General features: G+C 66.3%; 16 protein-coding genes. 5 read left to right on the top strand and 11 right to left on the bottom strand.

Annotated features, from left to right (window positions below):
* Positions 1-10: 10 nt before the first annotated feature.
* The 10 genes from ACA097_RS14590 to thiI all read right to left on the bottom strand — a co-directional run bounded on the left by ACA097_RS14590 (position 11) and on the right by thiI (position 13,940).
* Entirely contained in the window at positions 11-562 is a 552-nt protein-coding gene (locus ACA097_RS14590; protein ID WP_371364116.1) for a lipocalin family protein, read from the bottom strand.
* 1 nt (position 563) lies between these two features.
* Positions 564-818, bottom strand: a complete 255-nt coding sequence (gene bamE / locus ACA097_RS14585) for an outer membrane protein assembly factor BamE (RefSeq protein ID WP_043256038.1) — start codon at positions 816-818, stop codon at positions 564-566.
* Positions 819-890: 72 nt separating this feature from the next.
* Entirely contained in the window at positions 891-1,499 is a 609-nt protein-coding gene (locus ACA097_RS14580) for a DUF924 family protein (protein ID WP_043256039.1), read from the bottom strand.
* Positions 1,499-2,509 (bottom strand): class 1 fructose-bisphosphatase, encoded by a 1,011-nt coding sequence (locus ACA097_RS14575; protein ID WP_043256041.1) that lies wholly within the window; start codon positions 2,507-2,509, stop codon positions 1,499-1,501. The genes ACA097_RS14580 and ACA097_RS14575 overlap by 1 nt, the downstream gene beginning before the upstream one ends.
* A 137-nt stretch (positions 2,510-2,646) precedes the next feature.
* Positions 2,647-3,177 carry a lactoylglutathione lyase gene (gene gloA / locus ACA097_RS14570; protein WP_160288653.1) on the bottom strand — a complete coding sequence of 177 codons (531 nt, stop codon included), beginning with the start codon at positions 3,175-3,177 and terminating at the stop codon, positions 2,647-2,649.
* Between the two features lie 77 nt (positions 3,178-3,254).
* Entirely contained in the window at positions 3,255-5,171 is a 1,917-nt protein-coding gene (gene estP / locus ACA097_RS14565) for an esterase EstP (RefSeq protein WP_371364113.1), read from the bottom strand.
* A gap of 148 nt (positions 5,172-5,319) precedes the next feature.
* On the bottom strand, positions 5,320-6,687 hold the full coding sequence (locus ACA097_RS14560) for a DUF3999 domain-containing protein (protein WP_371364111.1): 1,368 nt from the start codon (positions 6,685-6,687) through the stop codon (positions 5,320-5,322).
* Complete coding sequence (locus ACA097_RS14555) at positions 6,684-10,301, bottom strand: DUF2339 domain-containing protein (RefSeq protein WP_371364108.1); 3,618 nt, start codon at positions 10,299-10,301, stop codon at positions 6,684-6,686. Before ACA097_RS14555 ends, ACA097_RS14560 begins: the two co-directional genes overlap by 4 nt.
* A gap of 197 nt (positions 10,302-10,498) precedes the next feature.
* Entirely contained in the window at positions 10,499-12,316 is a 1,818-nt protein-coding gene (gene typA, locus ACA097_RS14550) for a translational GTPase TypA (RefSeq protein WP_043256048.1), read from the bottom strand.
* 169 nt (positions 12,317-12,485) lie between these two features.
* A complete protein-coding gene (gene thiI / locus ACA097_RS14545) occupies positions 12,486-13,940 on the bottom strand; it encodes a tRNA uracil 4-sulfurtransferase ThiI (RefSeq protein WP_043256050.1) in 1,455 nt (484 codons plus the stop codon).
* Between the two features lie 332 nt (positions 13,941-14,272).
* Between thiI and glnA the strand changes: the two genes are divergently transcribed.
* Positions 14,273-15,682: a glutamate--ammonia ligase gene (gene glnA / locus ACA097_RS14540; RefSeq protein ID WP_043256051.1), complete on the top strand. Its 1,410-nt coding sequence runs from the start codon at positions 14,273-14,275 to the stop codon at positions 15,680-15,682.
* Between the two features lie 78 nt (positions 15,683-15,760).
* Here the strand turns inward: glnA and ACA097_RS14535 are convergent, their stop codons facing one another.
* Complete coding sequence (locus ACA097_RS14535) at positions 15,761-16,522, bottom strand: hypothetical protein (RefSeq protein WP_371364105.1); 762 nt, start codon at positions 16,520-16,522, stop codon at positions 15,761-15,763.
* Positions 16,523-16,850: 328 nt separating this feature from the next.
* Here ACA097_RS14535 and ACA097_RS14530 point away from each other — a divergent pair, with 328 nt between their 5' ends.
* The 4 genes from ACA097_RS14530 (at position 16,851) to ntrC (ending at position 20,646) form a co-directional block, all read left to right on the top strand.
* Complete coding sequence (locus ACA097_RS14530) at positions 16,851-17,393, top strand: DUF4124 domain-containing protein (protein WP_371364103.1); 543 nt, start codon at positions 16,851-16,853, stop codon at positions 17,391-17,393.
* Positions 17,390-17,944, top strand: coding sequence for a DUF4124 domain-containing protein (locus ACA097_RS14525; protein ID WP_371364101.1), 555 nt, complete (start codon positions 17,390-17,392; stop codon positions 17,942-17,944). Before ACA097_RS14530 ends, ACA097_RS14525 begins: the two co-directional genes overlap by 4 nt.
* A 191-nt stretch (positions 17,945-18,135) precedes the next feature.
* Positions 18,136-19,212, top strand: a complete 1,077-nt coding sequence (gene glnL, locus ACA097_RS14520) for a nitrogen regulation protein NR(II) (RefSeq protein WP_043256056.1) — start codon at positions 18,136-18,138, stop codon at positions 19,210-19,212.
* 3 nt (positions 19,213-19,215) lie between these two features.
* Entirely contained in the window at positions 19,216-20,646 is a 1,431-nt protein-coding gene (gene ntrC / locus ACA097_RS14515; RefSeq protein WP_043256058.1) for a two-component system response regulator NtrC, read from the top strand.
* The last annotated feature ends 174 nt before the right edge of the window (positions 20,647-20,820 follow it).

Below are 20,820 nucleotides of genomic sequence, written 5' to 3'. Positions count from 1 at the left end.
GTTTTGCATTTCAGGGCTTGCCGATGGCGCTGTCGTCGCTGCGCCAGATCAGGTCGGCAGTGTCGTAGCCGCGCCTGTTGGCCTCGGCCAGCAGGCGACGCAGGACGGGCTCGGGCAGGCTCGGCTGGCGCGACAGCAGCCAGAGGTAGGCGCGGTCGCGGCTGCCGACCAGCGCGGTCTGGTAGGCCGCATCGACGTAGAGCACCTGGTAGTCGCCGCGCACCAGGTCGGGGAACAGCCGCGTCGGCCAGTTATCGAAGCGCACCCAGAAGGCGTCGGTGCGGCCGGGCACCTGCGGCGTCGCCGTGCCGACCACCTGCTTCCAGCTGCCATCATCCGTGCGGCAGCGATTGAGCACTCCGAGGCTGCCGTCGGCGCGCAGGCTGTAGTGCGCCTCCGATTGCCGGCAGGCGCGCTGGAAGATCATCGGCTTGCGCGCCAGCTCGTACCAGGTGCCCTGGTAGCGCTGCGGATCGACTTGGACCGTGGCCGGCGGCTCGGGCGAGTGTCCGGCGCAACCGGCCAGCGCGGCGCCCAGCACAAGCAGTGTCAGGGCGCGCATGTCACTTGAGTCCTTCGCCGGAGAACATCAGCACCTTGTCGCCGGCGTACTGCACGCTGATGTAGGTTTTCTGGTCGCCCCAGGTGCAGCTGGCGAAGCCCAGCGCGCCGGCGCACTCGGTGGGCTTGCCGAGCAGCTTCTCGACGTCCGCCTTGGTCATGCCGGCCTGGAGCTTGGAATAGTTTTCCTGGTTGATCTTGCTGCAGGCGCTGATGGCGATGCAGAGGGCAAGCAGGGCGATACGGCGGAAGGTCATGGGCAACTCCTTGGCAGATGGGGGCCGCCGGTCAATCTTGGCACAGGCCAGGCCCGAGGCGCTGCCTTGGAGTCAGAAACGTGAGCCGGGTTCCGTGAGGAATTGCACTTCTTCGGCGCTGGATTCGCGGCCCAGAATCGCATTGCGATGGGGGAAGCGGCCGAAGCGCGCGATCACCGCGCGGTGCCTTTCGGCATAGTCCAGGAAGTCGGCGAACAGCGGCTTGTCCTGCTCGTCCGCTGTCTCGTGCAGCTCGGCGAAGCATTGCACCGCCTGGTCCTGCAGGGCGAGGTCCTCGGCGTGCTCGAGCACTATGTAGACGAAGACCCGCTCGATCGCCTGCAGCTGGCGGTCCAGCCCGGCGGCAATGCCCTTGCGCACCAGTGCCTGGGCGCGCGAATCGCCGGCGAAAGCGCGCGGCGAGTCGCGGAAGATCATCCGCGGCAGTTGGTCCAGCAGCAGGATCAGCGCCAGCCAACCCTGCGCCGAGCCGGCCCAGTCGGCCAGCCCGCCATCGAGGGCCTGGCGCGTCGGACCGCCGAATCGCAGGTCCGAGGCCACGTCCTCGCAGGCGCTCTTGCCGAACCAGAGGCCGTGGCGCTGGGCGGCGACGTCACTGGCGCTCAGGGCGTCGCCGAACCACCAGTCCAGCAACGCCTGCCAGGCGGGTACCGAGGTCATCAGGCCTGGTGGTAGCCGGTGACGCGCTCGACTTCTTCCTTCGAACCGAGGAAGACGGCGACGCGCTGGTGCAGGCTTTCCGGCTTGATGTCGAGGATGCGCTGGGTGCCGTTGGTAGCGGCGCCGCCGGCCTGCTCGATGATGAAGGACATCGGGTTGGCTTCGTACATCAGGCGCAGCTTGCCGGGCTTCTCCGGCTCGCGGGCGTCACGCGGGTACATGAACACGCCGCCGCGGGTCAGGATGCGGTGCACGTCGGCCACCATCGAGGCGATCCAGCGCATGTTGTAGTTCTTGCCCAGCGGGCCTTCCTTGCCGGCCAGCAGCTCGTCGACGTAGCGCTTCACCGGAGCTTCCCAGTGGCGCTGGTTGGACATGTTGATGGCGAACTCGGCGGTGCTGGTCGGCACGCTGATGTTCTCGTGGGTCAGCACGAAGCTGCCCAGCTCGCGGTCCAGGGTGAAGCCCTTCACGCCATTGCCCAGGGTCAGGATCAGCATGGTCTGCGGGCCGTAGATGGCGTAGCCGGCCGCGACCTGCTTGGTGCCCGGCTGGAGGAAGGCTTCCTCGCTCAGGCTGTCGTTCTGGCTCAGGTGCTCCTGCGGGCAGCGCAGGACCGAGAAGATGGTGCCGACCGAGACGTTGACGTCGATGTTGCTGGAGCCATCCAGCGGATCGAAGACCAGCAGGTAGGCGCCCTTGGGATAGCGGCCGGGGATCTGGTAGGGGTGGTCCATCTCCTCGGAGGCCATGCCGGCCAGGTTGCCGGCCCACTCGTTGGCTTCGAGGAGGATTTCGTTGGACATCACGTCCAGCTTCTTCTGCACCTCGCCCTGCACGTTCTCGGTGCCCATGCTGCCGAGCACGCCACCGAGGGCGCCCTTGGACACGGCATGGCTGATTTCCTTGCAGGCGCGCGCCACCACCTCGATGAGGAAGCGCAGGTCGGCCGGGGTGTTGTGACTGCGGGTCTGCTCGATCAGGTAGCGGCTCAGGGTAACGCGGGACATGGACGGCTCCGAGGGAGAAGTAGGAAAAAAACAGCGCGCATTCTAGCGTGGAATCGATCGCGCCGCCTCCTGTGCGGCGCGACCAGCCCCTGCTTGGAGCCCACGGCTGACGCGCGGTTCCCTGCTTCCCGCGGCCGTCAGTCGCGGCCGATGGCGCCGTTCAGGTCGGCCTGGACGATTTCGATCCAGTAGCCGTCCGGATCGGCGATGAAGGCGATGTTCTTCATGCCGCGGTCCAGCGGCTTGACGAAGGACACGCCGAGCGCCTCGAAGCGCGCGCAGGCGGCGTGGATGTCCGGCACCGCGAAGCAGATGTGGCCGAAACCGCGCGGCTCGCCGTTGCCGTTGTGGTACTGGCTGTCGTCGTTTTCCGTGCCCCAGTTGTGCGTCAGCTCGAGCACCGACTGGCGGCCGAAGGTGTAGCGCTGGCGTTCGGACACATCCTCGGGCACCTGCTCGCCGCGGGTGTGGGCGAGGAAGTACAGGGAGAAGCGCGCCTCTTCGAAGTCCAGGCGGCGCAGCAGGCGCATGCCCAGCACACGGCTGTAGAAGTCCAGCGACTTCTGCGGGTCCTTGACGCGCAGCATCGTGTGGTTGAACACGTAGTCCTGGGTGACGGCGTCCGGCTCCGCGCAGATGCCGGGTTGCAGCTCGGTGGTGAAGCTCATGCGGAAGGTCCTCGTGAAGCGGGCGGCCATTCTAGCGACGCACCCGCCTCACGGGGTAACAGCGGACTACTACCGGGTCAGAAGTCCAGGCTCAGGGCCAGGTTCACGCCCTGCTGCAGGTTGTCGTCGCTACGGTGCGCGCTGTAGCCGCCGCGCAGCGACAGTTCCGGGGTCAGCTTCTGGTCGAAGCCGAGGGTCGCGTGCTGCATGTGGCTCTGCGGGGTGTAGCCCTGCAGGGTGAAGTCGAGCGTCGACAGGCTGGTGAGGTTCATGCCGATGTTCTGGGTGTCGTCGGCGTATTCACGCTCGACACCCACTTCGCCGAACAGCCGGGTTTCGTTCGATAGGTCGTACTTGCCCTGCAGACCCGCACCCAGGCGCCGCGAGTAGCGGTTCTGCTCGTTGAACGAGATCGCCTCGGCATCGCCACTGCCTTCGGTGTAGCCATCGACCTTCACCCGCGCCCAGTCGGCACTGACGAAGGGCGACAGGTGCCAGTTCTCGCCGCCCTGGGCGATGTCGTAGCCGAGACGGCCGCTGAAGGCGATCAGGTTGCCGTTGGTGTCGGCCTTCTCCTCGACGGTGCGCTTGTAGATGGCGAACTTGCGGTTGGCGTCCGCGTAGTCGAGATACCCGGCGCTGACTGCGGCGTCGGCCCACCAGCGATCCTGCTGGAACTGCGCGAACAGGCTGCCGATGTAGCTGTTGAGCTTGTAGTCGGAGTCCTCGGGGCCGGCTTCCAGCTTCTGCCCGTAGATGCCGGCTGCGACGCCGATGCGCCAGGCCTCGTCGAGGCGGTAGCTGCCGCCGAGGTTCAGGTTGTAGCCGAAGCCGTCGCCATTGGCGGCGCTGTCCTGGTCGTCGTAGTCCAGGTGCTGGCCGCCGCCGCTGATGAAGCCGCGCCACTGGCCGACGCGCTGCCACTCGCCCCAGTCGGCCAGCCACTGGCTGCGCAGGGTGTCCTGGAAGGTATTGAGGGTGCCCAGCGCCATCTCCGGCAGCAGGCTCGCCTCCCAGGGCGCGGACAGGATCGAGTAGGCGTAGTCGGCGATGATCGTCTGCCCGGCGATGGTCGGGTGCACGCCGTCGTTGAAGATCAGCTTGGTCGGATCGGGGCTGGCGCCGTGGCGGCCGTAGGTGGCGTTCTCCGGGCAGCTGTTGCCGCTGAAGCAGGTGCCCACCAGGTTCTGCCCGGTGGCCAGGCCATAGGCGCCGGGGTCCGCCAGCACTTCGCCGAGCATTTTCGGGATGTTCAGCGGAATGACGTTGGCGCCGCTGGCGGACAGCTCACTCACCAGTTCTTCGTTGAAGATGCCGCTGAGCTGGGTGCCGAAAGCCTGCAGCCCTGTACCGTTGGTGGCTGGGGTCAGGCCGAGGTCGGGCAGCAGCCAGACCATGATGTAGCGCGCACCGGCCTGGTTCAGCGCATTGACGCTGTCCACCAGGCGTCCGGCGGCGGCCCGCGCGGTCGGATCGTTGGTGATCCTCAGCTGGAGGAAGTCGTTGCCACCGCCGGTGAGGTAGTAGAGCGCGTTTGGGTCGGCGCGGCGGCCGACCAGGTAGCCGTCGCGGGTACGGGTCTGGCCGCTGGCGCTGACCACCGAGCCGCCCGGCGCGGTGATGGAGTCGTAGATCTGGTCGGTACGGTAGCCGCCCACTGCCCAGTTGTTGCCGTCAGGCAGGCCGTTGGCGGCATTCACCAGCGAGGTCGAGGGGCCACGGTCGGCGGCGGAAACGCCTAGGCGGCCACCGATGATCATGGCCGCGGTGGGGCCGAAGATCTCGCCGCTGCCGTCCAGGTAGGTTGGACCGACGCGGTTGGTGAAGCGCGTGGAAGCTCCGGCCGGGCCGCCGGCGTCGGGGAACTGCCCCGCGTCGCTGAGGCTGTCGCCGAAGATCACCATGGTCGAATACGGGGAGGGGGAAGCCGAGGCTTGGCCGGCGATGCCGAGCAGGCAGGCGGCGGCCAGGGGCGTGAGCACCTGTTTGATCATTCTGCAGACTCCGTGCTTGTTCTTATTGGTAGTGCACAACGCGAATTACAGTATCAGAAGATTCACGCAGAGTAGCGTTCTTGACGCTTTTCCCTACATAAGCTGGCGTGATTTCCCCGATTCCTTCGCTTTTCGACGCAAAAGCCGCTCAGGCGCTCGTCTTGCCCCCACGCAGCAGGCTGTACGCCATGCCCCCGAGCAGCGCCACGCCGGCGAGCAGCACCGCCCACAGGCCGATGCGCTTCCAGTTGCCCTCGCCTACCGCCTGCGCTGCTGCACTGGCGCCCTGCAACGGGCTTGCGAGGCTGGCTTGGCCAATCGGTGCAGGCTTCTGCGCGTCATAGCCGGGGATCAGCACGCTCAGCGGCAAGCTGGCCGAATGTGCGTCCGCCTTGCCCAGCGCGAGGCTGTAGGGCGCACTGCCACGAGCCAGGAACACCAGCTCGCTGGCGCGCATCGCCACGCTCAGGCTCGGCGCCGCAGAGCCCAATCCGGTGCCGCGTTCGTCGGTGACCAGGCGCAACTGGCGCACCGGGCTGCCCGCCAGCGTCAGCTCGTCCTGGCGAACCTGGCGCCCCTCCATCGGCAGGTCGTAGAGCACGCCACGGGCCAGCGGATACCAGCCCTCCTGCTCGCCCTGCCCCTTGCCGGTGCGCCCTGACAGCGCCACCGGCGCCATCAGGTGCTGCTGCGCCGGATCGAGGCTGAAGCGCACGCGCTCCAGCGGCAGCACCAAGGGCAGGTCCCAGCGGAAACTGCCATCGCTCTCGCGACGACCAGCAATGGGCTCCGACCACACCAGCGGCGTGGCGGCCGCCATGTCGGTTCGCCCCTGCAGGCGCGCGCCTTTCAGCTCGACCGCTTCCTGCCCGTTCGCCCACAGCAGGCGCAGGTAGCGGGCCTTCTGGCCTGGCAGCGATATGTCGCTGACGTCCATGCGCTCGCCGTTGAAGCTCAGCCGCGCGAGCTGGCCGTCGCCCCAGGGGCGCCAGTGCTGCAGGTCGTCGCTGGCTTCGATGCGGAAGTGCTGGAAGCCCTCGGCGCTACTGTTCCAGTCCAGCGCCAGGCGTTCGAAGGGGAAGTCAGCGTCGCCGGCATCCAGCAGCCAGCCGCTGCGCCTTTCGCCCGTCGCCGGCGGCGTATCGCTCAGCACTTCCACCACGGTGCCGACGGTGCTGCGCTGGATGCGCAGGCCGGGTTGCTGGCCGGGATCGGCCGCCGCGCCGTAGAGCGGGAATAACCGCGCCGTGGCGCTGTGCTCGGTGCTGCTGGCCTGGGCGGAAACCACGTTCAGCGCATAGGGTAGAGCCTCGCCTTCCTTGTCGAAGACGCGCAGGTCGCGCAGGTCGGCATGCTTCGCCGCCAGCTGCACCGCCATCGGCACCTGCAGGCGATACCAGGGGCCCTCGCCTTGCAGCGTGAGCGGTGCCTGCTGCGGATAATCGGCGAGGTTTTCCGCGGCGCTGGCGAATCCGGTCGCCAGGCCGAGGAAGCAAACGAGGGAATGAAGCTTCATGCCGGGGGTAACTCCTGTTCCGCACGGCGCGGTGGCAAGGGAGCGAAGTAGCCGACGATCAGCAGCAGCACGCCGACGCCGATGAAGGAAACGATGCGTTCCAGGCTGCCGCTGTTGCCCAGTTCGACGAAGAACAGCTTGATCACCACCACGCCGATCAGCGCCGCGCCGACCATCCACAGGTCGCGCCGCGCGCGCAGGTGGCCGCCGACCATCAGGCCGAGGGCGATCAGCGTCCAGACGATGGAAAGCCCGGCCTGCACCAGCATCGAGTCGAGCAGCGCGTCCGCCGCGAAAGGCACGCCGCCCCAGTGGTGCGCGGTGCGGCACACCGCCATGGTCAGCAAGGCGAACAGCGAGGCGCCGAGCACGGCCTGCACCGGCAGGCGCACGCGCTCCACTGGAAGGCCGAGCGGCGGCAGGCCCTCGCGGCTCCAGCGGAAGATCGCCGCCAGGACGATCAGCATGCCCAGCTCCAGCGGGTTGAGCAGCGGCAGGTATGGCAGGGGCTGCGCTGTGCCATCGCTGAACAGGTTGACCAGCCAGAACCAGCCGAGCAGCACCACGGCAACCGGCGCAGCAGCAATGCTGCGGTATTCGCGGGGGAAGGCCGCCACCGGCCAAGGCAGGTTCGGACGGGTGCCAACAAGGACGAGGTAGGCACTGGGCACCAGCGCCCAACCCAGCCAGCGCCAGGCGTTGTAGTGCTCGGCGAGGGTCAGGAAGGCGTAGCGCAATTCCAGCGCCAGGACCGTCAGCAGCAGCCAGCAGCCCAACACATGAGCGGCACGCAGCGGCGGCGACGGCAGCAGCGGTTCCAGCTTGCGCAGCGACCACAGGTGCGCGGCGAACAGCGCGCCCCAGCCGAGCCAGCCAAGTTCCGCCAGCGGCTGGTATTGAAGGTGGAAGGCGCTCGCCAGGGCGAACACGCCCAGCGGCGTCAGGGCCAGGCACGCCAGCGCCAGCGCAGGCCATTGCTCGCGGCGCGCAATCAGCGTCCACAGCACCACACTCAAGGCAGCGACCAATACCGCCACATGCTCACGCATGGCCGAAGGCACGAAGCGAGTGATCTCGCACAGCGCGGTCAACGCCCACCAGCCAGCGCCCCAGGCGAGCAAGAGCTGCGACAGGCGCTCGAGGGTCAATACTCCCAGGTCCATCGGATCATCCGCCTGAGCGGCACGATGCAAGCGCCAGGCGCCGACCAGCGCCGCCAGCGCCAGCACCGCCGGGCACCAGAAGCCGCTGTGGGCGAAAGGCGTCAGGCCCTCGCCAGAGAGACCACCCAGCAACGCCTGACCGCTGAACAGCAGCGCCGCGCCACCCAGCACCTGCAGCACAAGACCGAAGACGAAACTGGCGCGCTGCTGCAGGACCAAACTCAGCCAGAGGATCAGCAAACCGCTGCCGGCCCACACCGCCGCTGCACTGCGCCAGGGCAGGACGAACAGCACCGCCAGGTTGACGAAGGCCAGACCGGCGAGCAGCACGCCGCTGAGGCCGAGCATCAGCCGACGGTCGTCGCGCACCAGCGGGTCGCGCGCAGCCAGCAGCATGCCGACGATCAGCGCCAGGCCGATCAGGCTGGCGCCGAACAGGCCGGTCCAGCCGCTGCCCAGCACGCCGCTGCCGGCATCCGCCGCACGCAGGTTGGCGAGGAAGAGCGCACCGCCGAGCAACTGCACGGCGAAGGCGCAGAACAGGAAGGTCCGCGAACGCAGGCGCAGACCTGCGAGCAGCGTGGCCAGACCCGCGAGCGCCCAACTCATGGCGGTGCCCGGCACGGCGAAGCACAGGGGCGCAATCAGGTAGACGAACGCCAGGCCGAACACCGCCAGTACCGGCTGGCAGCGCGACTCCCAGTCGAACAGGCCGACAGCGCCCTGGCGACGCAGTTGCCAGTAGCTGAACAGCAGCGCCGCACCGAGCATCAGGGCGCCCAGCGGCGCACCGTCGAGCAGGTTATCCACACCCGAACGCAACGAGCCGAGGAAGGCGATGGCCGCACCAGCCTGCAGCAGCAGCGCGAAGGCGCGTGCCAGCCAGCGGCCCTGGCGCAGGCCGAGCCAGTAGATGCCGGCGCCTTCGACAGCCCAGGCCGCCGAGGTCCAGCGCGCATCCAGGCCCAGGGGAATGGCCAGGGTGCCGAAGATCACTCCCAGCGCCAGGCAGGCTTCCACCAACAGCAAGGCGCGACCGGCGCCGCGACCGGACAGCGAGCGCGCCAGCAGCATGTAGAACAGGCCGAGGATCAGCGCGCTGAACGCCGGGCCGAACTCCAGGTGGCGGATCACCGCGTACTGCAGGCCGAAGCCAATTAGCGGTGCGCCGAAGAAAACAGTGCCGTCGACATAGTCGGTCTGCCGCATCGACCAGCGCAGCGTCTCGCCGCGATCCGCGTCATCGGCAAGCCCCGCGGCCTCGCGCAGGCGGCGACGGGCGAAAAGCAGGCCGATGCCCACGTACATCAGGAAGAACAGCAGCAGGAACGGCTCGGTGCTGGCGAACAGCTCCGGCGTATAGGAGCGCAACCCCCAGGCGAAGCCGATGCCGAAGGTGCCGAAGAAGCCGATCAGGTTGAGCAGGCGCCAGGCACGGAACCAGGCGATGGCGAAGATGCCGGCGTTGAGCAGCGCGAAGTAGCTGAACAGCGCGACATGGTTGCCGGCGCCGGTAGACGTCAGGATGGGCGCGGCGAAACCGCCGAGCGCCGCAGCAGCGGCAAGTCCAAGGGCATCCTGCAGCACGGCGAGCATCGCCGAGAACACAGTAACCGCCACCAGCAGGCCGAGCGCCTGGCCCGGGCTCAGCAGCGTATGCAGGCGCATGGAGGCGAACACCGTCAGGTAGAGCACTGCGATACCGGTGCCCTGCAGTAACAAAGCGTAAGTCGCGCGCTTGTGTCGCAACCACCAGCCCAGCCCGAGCAAAGCGATGGCGGCAGCAGCCACACCCATGTAGCGCAGCTCGACCGGAACGACGACGCGCTCGGAGGCGTAACGCAGGAGGAAGGCCAGGCCGAGGAACAGCAGCAACACGCCGATGCGCAGCACGGTGTTGCCGCCGAACAGCCAGTCGCGCGCCGCACCCAGGGCGCGGTCGAACCAGGACGCCCCGGCAGGCGCGGCGGGCTCGGAGGTCCAGGCGGAGGCGCTGTCGACCTCTGGCTCGGCCTTGGCGACCGCTTGCTCGGCGGGTTCTGGCCGCTCCACCGGCTGCAGCGACCACTCCGGCTCCGGCGCGCTCGGCGCGGGCGCCGGGGCAGCGGGCAGCTCGATGTCCCAATCCAGTTCGGTTTCGACCGGGGTTGCCGGCTCGGCGACCGCTTCGACCGTGGGTGGCGCAGCCTCTTCCGACGCGGGCGCGACCGGTGCAACGCCGCCTTGCTCCAGCTTCAGTAGGCGCTGGTAGAGCGCCTCGGTGCCGGTTTCGAAGCGCGCGGCGAACTGCTCCAGCTGCTGGCGCAGCCTGTTGTTCTGCCGCTGCAGGCCGTGCAGCGCCAGGGCCTGGCCGAGCAGCAGGCCGAGTCCGGCGCCGAACAGGGCGCCTTCGATCGACTCGTCCCAGCCGATACCCAGGACCAGGCCGACCAGCATGAGGATCCATTGCATGGGATACATCCTTGAACAGGGAGGGCGCGCCCCATCCAGCGGACGCGTGATTGCAGAGTATATCGGCCCCGGCCAACAGCGCTTTTGCCTACGCCACACTGCGAAGAATCAGACGCCTCAGCCCCGCCCGCCGCCACACGGACGAAAAAAAGCCCCGCCGGATCGCTCCGGCGGGGCCCTTTTCAGCTAAGCGAGACTTAGACCTTGCTGCGCTCGTAGCGCTTGCGGTCGTTCTCGTTAAGCATTTTCTTGCGCAGACGGATGGACTTCGGCGTCACTTCCACCAGCTCGTCTTCGTCGATGAACTCCAGCGCCTGTTCCAGGGTGTACTTCAGCGCCGGGGTCAACTGGATGGTCTCGTCCTTGCCGGAAGCGCGCATGTTGTCGAGCTTCTTGGCCTTGGTGGGGTTGATCACCAGGTCGTTGTCGCGGCTGTGGATACCGGCCAGTTGGCCTTCGTAGACTTCGTCGCCCGGGCTCAGGAACAGCTTGCCGCGATCCTGCAGGGTTTCCAGGGAGTAGGTCAGCGCGGTGCCGGTGGCCATGGAGACCAGCACGCCGTTCTGGCGGTGGGCGACGTCGCCGGCCTTCACCGGACCGTAGTGGTCGAAGGTGGAGGTCAGGATGCCGGTGCCCGAGGTCATGGTCAGGAAGGCGTTACGGAAGCCGATCAGGCCGCGGGCCGGAATCACGTATTCCAGGCGGATGCGGCCCTTGCCGTCGGGGATCATGTTGGTCATGTCGCCCTTGCGCAGACCCATCTGCTCCATCACGGGGCCCTGGTGCTGCTCCTCGATGTCGATGGTGACGTTCTCGTACGGCTCCTGCTTTTCGCCGTCCTTCTCGATGATCACCACTTCCGGGCGGCCCACGGCCAGCTCGAAGCCTTCACGGCGCATGGTTTCGATCAGAACCGACAGGTGCAGCTCGCCACGGCCGGAAACCTTGAATTTCTCCGGGCTGTCGCCTTGCTCGACGCGCAGGGCCACGTTGTGCAGCAGTTCCTTGTCCAGACGCTCCTTGATGTTGCGGCTGGTGACGAACTTGCCTTCGCGGCCGGCGAACGGCGAGTCGTTGACCTGGAAGGTCATGCTCACGGTCGGCTGGTCGACGGTCAGCGGCGGACGGGCTTCGACGTGCTGCGGGTCGCACAGGGTGTCGGAGATGAACAGCTCGTCCATGCCCGATACGCAGACGATGTCGCCGGCTTCGGCTTCGGCGACTTCGACGCGCTGCAGACCGGAGTGACCCATGATCTTCAGGATGCGGCCGTTGCGCTTGGTGCCGTCGTCGCTGATGGCCACGACCGGGGTGTTGGTCTTGACCTTGCCGCGAGCGATACGGCCGATGCCGATCACGCCGAGGAAGCTGTTGTAGTCCAGCTGCGAGATCTGCATCTGGAACGGACCGTCGACGTCGACGTCCGGGACCGGAACGTGGTCGATGATCGCCTGGAACAGGGCGTCCATGTTGTCGTCCATCTTCTCGTGGTCCATGCCGGCGATGCCGTTCAGGGCACTGGCGTAGACGATCGGGAAGTCGAGCTGCTCGTCGGTGGCGCCGAGGTTGTCGAACAGGTCGAAGATCTGGTCGATGACCCAGTCAGGACGCGCGCCCGGACGGTCGATCTTGTTCACTACCACGATCGGACGCAGGCCGGCCTTGAAAGCCTTCTGGGTCACGAAACGGGTCTGCGGCATCGGGCCGTCCTGGGCGTCGACCACCAGCAGCACGGAGTCGACCATCGACATCACGCGCTCTACCTCACCGCCGAAGTCGGCGTGGCCGGGGGTGTCGACGATGTTGATGTTGTAGCCGTTCCACTTGATGGCGGTGTTCTTCGCCAGGATGGTGATGCCGCGCTCTTTTTCCTGGTCGTTGGAGTCCATCACGCGCTCGTTTTCCGCTTCTTTGCGGTCGAGGGTGCCGGACAGCTTCAGCAGCTTGTCCACCAGGGTGGTCTTGCCATGGTCGACGTGGGCGATGATGGCGATATTGCGGAGTTTTTCGATCACGGTGTCAGTCTCGATAGTGAGTCTTCGGCTGCCTCTGCGGCAGCGGGTGCCGGGCCTGGGCGCGGCGATGCAAAACGTCGGAGCGTAAGGCTACGCGCCGATTGTGTCGGGTGGACGATGGCGGATGCTGCCGCCGAACAGTCCGGGCTGACGGCGTTCGCCGATGCCCTTATTGCGGGCGGTAAACGCGCACATTGGTGTGCCCTTCGTTGACCAGGTGGTGAGCATGCAGGCGGCTCATCACGCCCTTGTCGCAATACAGGAGGTACTGGCGGTTCGGGTCCAGTTCCTTGAATTTGCTGTTGATCGCGTAGAACGGCATGGGCAGCACTTCGATGCCTTCCAGCTCCAGCGGTTCATCTTCCTGCGCATCCGGATGACGGATGTCCACGACGATCTGGCCGGGCAGCACTTCGCCGACCATTTCCACCGGCAGGTCCTTGCCCAACTCGTCGATCACCCGGTCCACGGTCATCTGCGTGGCGCGTTCCAGGGCGCGGTCGAGCACGGCCATGTCGAACTTGGTCTCTTCGTGCTCGACGCGGTAGGGCTTGGCCTGGGTGGTCGGGTTCACCGAGATCACGCCGCAGTACTCGGGCATGTGCTTGGCGAACTCGGCGGTGCCGATCTGCGTGGCGGTATCGATGATGTCCTGCTTGTGGCTGGCGATCAGCGGGCGCAGGACCAGGGTGTCGGTCACCCGGTCGATCACCGAGAGGTTCGGCAGGGTCTGGCTGGAGACCTGGGAAATCGCCTCGCCGGTGACCAGCGCGTTCAGCTCCAGGCGCTCGGCCACACGGCTGGCGGCGCGCAGCATCATGCGCTTCAGGGTCACGCCCATGTAGCTGTCGTCGACCTTGGTGAGAATCTCGCCGACCACTTCCTCGAAGGGCACGCTGACGAAGAGCACGCGCTGCGAACGGCCGTACTTCTCCCACAGGTAGTGGGCGACTTCCATCACGCCCAGCTCGTGGGCGCGGCCGCCGAGGTTGAAGAACACGAAGTGGCTGATCAGCCCGCGGCGCATCATCTGGTAGGCGGCGACGGTGGAGTCGAAGCCACCCGACATCAGCACCAGCACCTGCTCCAGGGCGCCGAGCGGATAACCGCCGATGCCATTGTGCTGGGCGTGGATGACGTACAGGCGGTCGTGGCGGATTTCCACGCGCACTTCCACTTCCGGGTTTTTCAGCGATACGCCGGCCGCACCGCAGTGCTGGCGCAGGCCGCCGCCGACGTAACGCTCGACGTCGATGGAAGTGAAGCTGTGATGGCCGGCGCGCTTGCAGCGCATCGAGAAGATCTTGCCCTGCAGCTTGTCGCCGAAGTGCGCCTTGCACTTCTCGAGGATGTCGTCGAAGTCGCCCAGCGGGTATTCGTGCACTTCCAGGAAGTGGCCGATGCCCGGCACGCAGGTCAGGCGCTCGATCATCTCGCGCAGGACTTTGGGCTCGGTGACCTTGGTCTCGACGTCCAGGTTGTCCCATTCACCCTCGACCCGCAGCTCCGGATCCAGGTCGCGCAGCACGGTGCGAATGTTCTTGGCCAGCTGGCGGATGAAGCGCTTGCGCACCGGCCGGCTCTTGATGGTGATTTCCTGGAAGACCTTGACGATGAGTTTCATGCGTGAAAAGGCGCAAGCCCGAAGGGACGAAAAAAAGGGGCGGAATTATACTCGAAATTGCTCAAGACTTGAGCAAATTCCCGCAGATTCTTTTTGGTGCACCAAAATCGATCTTGCGCACCATGGTCGAGCACCATACCGGTGCAACATTCGCGCAACAATCTCCGCCCCGCCCGCGAAAACCCTCGCCAGACGGGCCTCTACCCAAAAACGAGCACTGGCACGCAACTTGCTCCCTTGTGAGGCAGGTTGCCCTGACGGAGTATTCCGGCCGGCATCACCCGACACTGGGGCACAGAAGTTCCCAGCTCTAATCCCTCCTGGAGGACAGCATGTCGTACAAGTCGCACCAACTGATCAAAGACCATGACGTGAAGTGGGTAGACCTGCGCTTCACCGATACCAAAGGCAAGCAGCAACACGTCACCATGCCGGCCCGCGACGCGCTGGACGATGACTTCTTCGAAGTCGGCAAGATGTTCGACGGTTCCTCCATCGCCGGCTGGAAAGGCATCGAAGCCTCCGACATGATCCTGCTGCCGGACGACACCACCGCCGTCCTGGACCCGTTCACCGAAGAGCCGACCCTGATCCTGGTCTGCGACATCATCGAGCCGAGCACCATGCAAGGCTACGAGCGCGACCCGCGCAACATCGCCAAGCGCGCCGAGGAATACCTGAAGTCCACCGGAATCGGTGACACCGTATTCGTCGGTCCGGAGCCGGAGTTCTTCATCTTCGACGAAGTGAAGTTCAAGTCCGACATCTCCGGCTCGATGTTCAAGATCTTCTCCGAGCAGGCTTCCTGGAACACCGACGCCGACATCGAAACCGGCAACAAAGGCCACCGTCCGGGCGTCAAAGGCGGCTACTTCCCGGTACCGCCGGTCGACCACGACCACGAAATCCGTACCGCCATGTGCAACGCCCTGGAAGAAATGGGCCTGGTGGTCGAAGTTCACCACCACGAAGTTGCCACCGCCGGCCAGAACGAAATCGGCGTGAAGTTCAACACCCTGGTCGCCAAGGCTGACGAAGTTCAGACCCTGAAGTACTGCGTGCACAACGTTGCCGACGCGTACGGCAAGACCGTGACCTTCATGCCGAAGCCGCTGTACGGCGACAACGGCTCGGGCATGCACGTGCACATGTCCATCTCCAAAGATGGCAAGAACACCTTCGCTGGCGAAGGCTATGCCGGCCTGTCCGATACCGCCCTGTACTTCATCGGCGGCATCATCAAGCACGGCAAGGCCCTGAACGGCTTCACCAACCCGTCGACCAACTCCTACAAGCGTCTGGTCCCGGGCTTCGAAGCTCCGGTAATGCTGGCCTACTCCGCCCGCAACCGTTCCGCCTCGATCCGTATCCCGTACGTTTCCAGCCCGAAAGCCCGCCGTATCGAAGCGCGCTTCCCGGACCCGGCTGCCAACCCCTACCTGGCCTTCGCTGCCCTGCTGATGGCCGGCCTGGACGGTATCCAGAACAAGATTCACCCCGGCGATGCCGCCGACAAGAACCTGTACGACCTGCCGCCGGAAGAGGCGAAAGAGATCCCGCAGGTTTGCGGCAGCCTGAAAGAGGCGCTGGAAGAACTCGACAAGGGCCGCGCGTTCCTGACCAAGGGCGGCGTGTTCACCGACGAGTTCATCGATGCCTACATCGAGCTGAAGTCGGAAGAAGAGATCAAGGTGCGCACCTTCGTGCACCCGCTGGAATACGACCTGTACTACAGCGTGTAATCCGCGAAGACCAATAATCAGCTGCACCATTAAGGCCTCCCTCGGGAGGCCTTTTTTATGCCTGCGCTTCCTGTTCCGTCAGACCGGTTCGACCAGGTCTTCGATGCGCGCCAGCGGCTTCACCTGGGCGCCGCCTTCGGCCGAAATCTGCCCATGTACCCGGCAGCCCTCGATGATCCGAAGGCTGCTCGCACTGATCCGGGTCGGCACCTGCGGCGCGCCTATCACGCATTCGCGCGCCAGGCTCAGGTTGCGCCCGACCATCAAAGGTCCGGCCACCCGCGAGCGCCGGCCGACCCGTACAGAGCCGCGGGCGATGATGGCGCCGGCAACTTCCGCGCCCTCGTCCATCCACACGCCGCCTTCCACCTGCACCGAACCGCGCACCGTGGAATAGCGCCCCAGATAGAGGTCGCCATGCACCTGCAGGTCGCCGTTCACGCAATCGCCGGCGGCCACGCGATACTCGCCCTCCTCCACGTGACGCCCGGTGGAGCTCACCGCGGCCACGCCCAGCGGCGCCCGCGAGCAATCGCCGAAGCGGATCTCGTTGGCGCTCAGGCTCCAGAAGCGCAGCGGCGGGCGCACCCGCAGCAGCCCGCTGATTTCCACGGCGCCATGCACCTGGCGATCGGCCGGGTGCAGCCCCAGCGGCAGGTAGAGCAGATTGTCCGGCGGCATTGCGCGCTGCGGCTCGGACGGCGCCGTCACCTCAGGCAGCGGCCTCACCGGCATCTCGTGCAGGGCCGGCGGCTCAGGCAGCGCCAGCGCCGGACGCGGCAGCAACCTGGGCAAGGCCATCAGCAGCAGGCAGACGGCCAGAACTAAAAGCGCGGTCATGGGGCGCTCCTCCCTCTTCAAAGCAAGCCTGCCCCGGCTTTCTCGCGTGCGGCCCGACAGGGGCGGCGACAATCCGGGGCGGCGGATTCATTCATTGCCGGAGGCGCGTCCTTTGACCGCATCCGAGTGGGGGTAGGCCTATTCGATACCACCAGGGCCGTATCCCCATTGACATCTGTCAGACATTTCTCCGATCCGCTGCCTCTGACCCTTCATCGGCTGCGGACACTGTTAACCCTTGCGCAAAGACGCCAAGCCGCGCGCGTTTCACTTGCCTCCCGCCGTGCGCGATGCAAGGCTTAGCGCATCGTTTCCTGGGAGACCGCGCATGCGCGTGCCAGTCCTCTGCCTGTTGCTCGCCGTGGCCGGCTCGGCCAGCGCGCAGATCTATTCCTACACCGACGCCAACGGCAAGACCGTCTACACCAACCAGCCGCCTGCCAACGTAGGCGCCAAACCGGTGCAACTGCCGCCAACCAACAGCATCGGCCCGCAGAAGCCGGTCGCCAGCCAAGGCAACGGCGCCGGCAACCCGAGCGCACCCTACGCCATCCTGGCCATCGGCAACCTGCCCGACGAAGAGGCCATGCGCGCAAACAACGGGACTTTCGACATCGAAGTGATCATCCAGCCGCAACTGGCACCGGGGAGCAGCCTGCAACTGCGCCTGGACGGCCAGCCTTACGGCGCGCCGAGCACTTCCACGCACTTCACCCTGGATAACATCGACCGCGGCGACCACAGCCTGTCGGTCGACGTGCTGATGGGCGATCGCGTGGTGCAGTCCAGCGCCCCGGCCAACTTCACCATTCAGCGCATCAGCACCAACAGCCCGGCGCGCACCAAGCCGACGCCGAGGGCGGGCGGTTGATGAGACACCTGATCTGCGGCCTGCTGCTCCTGGCCAGCTTCGGCACGAGCGCGGAGGTTTATACCTACATCGATCACGATGGCAACCGGGTCTTCACCGACCAGCCGACGCGCGGTAATGCCCAGCGTCTGAATCTGGCGCCCCCCAATGCCATGCCGAAGATGCCCGCCCCGCTCTACGCGCCCGCCGCCCCCGCGGAAGCGCCGGCGCCGCCGCTCTACCAGGTGCTGCGCATCCTGGTGCCGGAGCCCGACGCGACCATCCGCGCCAACGACGGCGAGCTGATCGTCAGCATCTCCAGCGACCCCAACCTGCTGCCCGGGCACTTCTACCGGCTCTACCTCGACGGCGTGCCGGTCGGAAAGCCCAGCCACAGTCCGGTCTTCCCGCTCCACAACCTGGATCGCGGCACCCACCAGTTGTCTGTGGAAATCCTCGACCAACGCGGCCAGACCCTCGAACAGACGCCGAACCAGCCCTTCCACATGGTCCGTGTTTCGGTCGCCGACAATCCGCCGAGCCCGGCGCCCTTGGTCGCGACCCACCCCTGAGCGAAGTCGCGCACCATATTGGTGCTTTAGCCTGCACCACTTTCTATACTCTCCCCATTTCAGGTCACGCCAGGCGCGCAGCATCCCGCCACTTTCGCCATATTTCCGCGCAATACGCCGCACGGCGCGACTTTTCAGGGCTTGGTTTGCTTTTTGCATTTCCCTGCACAACCTTGGAACCTCTGTCCGCCATGCCAACAGAATCCCAGCTCCGACTGCTCCTCGATAACCTCACCACGGCGGTGATTCTGCTCAACGCGGAACTGCGCCTGGAATACATGAACCCGGCCGCCGAGATGCTCCTGGCCGTCAGCGGGCAACGCAGCCACGGGCAGTTCATCAGCGAGCTCTTCACCGAGTCGCAGGAAGCCCTGCAATCGCTGCGGCAGGCGGTGGAAGAAGCCCACCCCTTCACCAAGCGCGAAGCGACCCTGACCTCCATCACCGGCCAGAGCATCACCGTCGACTACGCGGTGACGCCCATCCTCAGCCGCCGCGAAACCCTGCTGCTGCTCGAAGTGCATCCGCGCGACCGGCTGATGCGCATCACCAAGGAAGAGGCGCAGCTGTCCAAGCAGGAAACCACCAAACTGCTGGTGCGCGGCCTGGCCCACGAGATCAAGAACCCCCTGGGCGGCATCCGCGGCGCGGCCCAGCTGTTGTCCCGCGAGCTGCCCGACGAGGCGCTGAAGGACTACACCAACGTCATCATCGAAGAGGCCGACCGCCTGCGGAACCTGGTGGACCGCATGCTCGGCTCGAACAAGCTGCCGTCGCTGTCGGTGACCAACATCCACGAGGTGCTGGAGCGCGTCTGCAGCCTGGTGGATGCCGAGACCCAGGGCAGCATTCCACTGATCCGCGACTACGACCCGAGCATTCCCGACCTGCTGCTCGACCGCGAGCAGATGATCCAGGCGGTGCTCAACATCGTGCGCAACGCCATGCAGGCCGTCTCCTCGCAGAATGAGCTCAAGCTCGGCCGCATCACCTTGCGCACCCGCACCCTGCGCCAGTTCACCATCGGCCACACGCGCCACCGCCTGGTGTGCAAGGTCGAGATCATCGACAACGGCCCGGGCATCCCGGCCGAGCTGCAGGACACCATCTTCTATCCCATGGTCAGCGGTCGTCCGGACGGTACCGGGCTGGGGCTGGCCATCACCCAGAACATCATCAGCCAGCACCAGGGGCTGGTCGAATGCGAGAGCCATCCTGGGCATACCGTGTTCAGTCTGTTCCTGCCCCTGGAACAAGGAGTGCATTGATACATGAGCCGTTCAGAGACCGTCTGGATCGTCGACGACGACCGCTCCATCCGCTGGGTACTGGAAAAAGCCCTGCAACAGGAAGGCATGACCACCGTCAGCTTCGAGAACGCCGACAGTGTCATCCATCGCCTGGGCCGGCAGCAGCCGGACGTGATCATCTCGGACATCCGCATGCCCGGCTCCAGCGGCCTCGACCTGCTGGCGCAGATCCGCGAGCTGCACCCGCGCCTGCCGGTGATCATCATGACCGCGCACTCCGACCTGGACAGCGCGGTGGCCTCCTACCAGGGCGGCGCCTTCGAGTACCTGCCCAAGCCGTTCGACGTCGACGAAGCCGTCTCCCTGGTCAAGCGCGCCAACCAGCACGCCCAGGAGCAGCAAGGCCTGGAAGCCCCGGCCAACCAGACGCGCACCCCGGAGATCATCGGCGAAGCGCCGGCGATGCAGGAGGTGTTCCGCGCCATCGGCCGCCTGAGCCACTCCAATATCACCGTGCTGATCAACGGCGAATCCGGTACCGGCAAGGAACTGGTCGCCCACGCCCTGCACCGCCACAGTCCGCGCGCGGCCGAGCCATTCATCGCGCTGAACATGGCGGCGATCCCCAAGGACCTCATGGAATCCGAGCTGTTCGGCCATGAGAAAGGCGCCTTCACCGGCGCCGCCGCGCAGCGACGCGGCCGATTCGAGCAGGCCGACGGCGGCACCCTGTTCCTCGACGAGATCGGCGACATGCCGGCCGACACCCAGACCCGCCTGCTGCGCGTGCTGGCCGACGGCGAGTTCTACCGTGTTGGTGGTCACACCCCGGTGAAAGTGGACGTGCGCATCATCGCCGCGACCCACCAGAACCTGGAAAACCTGGTGCGCGAGGGCAAGTTCCGCGAGGACCTGTTCCACCGCCTGAACGTCATCCGCATCCACATCCCGCGCCTGGCCGACCGCCGCGAAGACATCCCGGCGCTGGCCCGGCACTTCCTCGCCCGCGCCGCCCAGGAGCTGGCGGTGGAGCCCAAGCTGCTCAAGCCGGAAACCGAGGAATACCTGAAGAACCTCGGCTGGCCAGGCAACGTGCGCCAACTGGAGAACACCTGCCGCTGGATCACCGTAATGGCCTCCGGCCGTGAGGTGCACATCGACGACCTGCCGCCGGAGCTGCTGACCCAACCGCAGGACAGCGTGCCGGCGGCGAACTGGGAACAGGCCCTGCGCCACTGGGCCGACCAGGCCCTGGGCCGCGGCCAGTCGAGCCTGCTCGACACCGCCGTGCCGGCCTTCGAGCGGATCATGATCGAGACCGCCCTCAAGCACACCGCCGGCCGCCGCCGCGACGCCGCCGTGCTGTTGGGCTGGGGCCGCAACACCCTGACGCGCAAGATCAAGGAACTGGGCATGAAGGTCGACGGCCCGGACGACGAAGGCGACGACTGAGGCGCGACTGGAACAGCGAAGGGGCCTGCGGGCCCCCTTTTATGCCTGCAGGAGCGGCAGCACCGCGCGTCTCTCGCTCCTGCTGTTAGGTCTTCCAGAGAAACTTCCGCGCACTCCGGACTGCCCCTTACAGGAGGCCGAGCAAAGCCCACGCAGAGGAGGTCATGCGACATG

It is taken from the genome of Pseudomonas sp. QL9, assembly GCF_041409665.1.
In the GTDB taxonomy this organism is placed as follows: domain Bacteria; phylum Pseudomonadota; class Gammaproteobacteria; order Pseudomonadales; family Pseudomonadaceae; genus Pseudomonas; species Pseudomonas knackmussii.
Note: the sequence above shows the minus strand (reverse complement) of the source record. Positions and strands in the feature narration are given on the sequence as shown.

Coding starts and splice junctions, on each gene's coding strand:
- ACA097_RS14555 (WP_371364108.1), bottom strand. CDS start 10,301: ATGCAATGGATCCTCATGCTGGTCGGCCTGGTCCTGGGTATCGGCTGG.
- estP (WP_371364113.1), bottom strand. CDS start 5,171: ATGATCAAACAGGTGCTCACGCCCCTGGCCGCCGCCTGCCTGCTCGGC.
- ACA097_RS14580 (WP_043256039.1), bottom strand. CDS start 1,499: ATGACCTCGGTACCCGCCTGGCAGGCGTTGCTGGACTGGTGGTTCGGC.
- glnL (WP_043256056.1), top strand. CDS start 18,136: ATGCCAACAGAATCCCAGCTCCGACTGCTCCTCGATAACCTCACCACG.
- bamE (WP_043256038.1), bottom strand. CDS start 818: ATGACCTTCCGCCGTATCGCCCTGCTTGCCCTCTGCATCGCCATCAGC.
- ACA097_RS14535 (WP_371364105.1), bottom strand. CDS start 16,522: ATGACCGCGCTTTTAGTTCTGGCCGTCTGCCTGCTGCTGATGGCCTTG.
- ACA097_RS14575 (WP_043256041.1), bottom strand. CDS start 2,509: ATGTCCCGCGTTACCCTGAGCCGCTACCTGATCGAGCAGACCCGCAGT.
- thiI (WP_043256050.1), bottom strand. CDS start 13,940: ATGAAACTCATCGTCAAGGTCTTCCAGGAAATCACCATCAAGAGCCGG.
- ACA097_RS14560 (WP_371364111.1), bottom strand. CDS start 6,687: ATGAAGCTTCATTCCCTCGTTTGCTTCCTCGGCCTGGCGACCGGATTC.
- gloA (WP_160288653.1), bottom strand. CDS start 3,177: ATGAGCTTCACCACCGAGCTGCAACCCGGCATCTGCGCGGAGCCGGAC.
- ACA097_RS14530 (WP_371364103.1), top strand. CDS start 16,851: ATGCGCGTGCCAGTCCTCTGCCTGTTGCTCGCCGTGGCCGGCTCGGCC.
- ACA097_RS14590 (WP_371364116.1), bottom strand. CDS start 562: ATGCGCGCCCTGACACTGCTTGTGCTGGGCGCCGCGCTGGCCGGTTGC.
- glnA (WP_043256051.1), top strand. CDS start 14,273: ATGTCGTACAAGTCGCACCAACTGATCAAAGACCATGACGTGAAGTGG.
- ntrC (WP_043256058.1), top strand. CDS start 19,216: ATGAGCCGTTCAGAGACCGTCTGGATCGTCGACGACGACCGCTCCATC.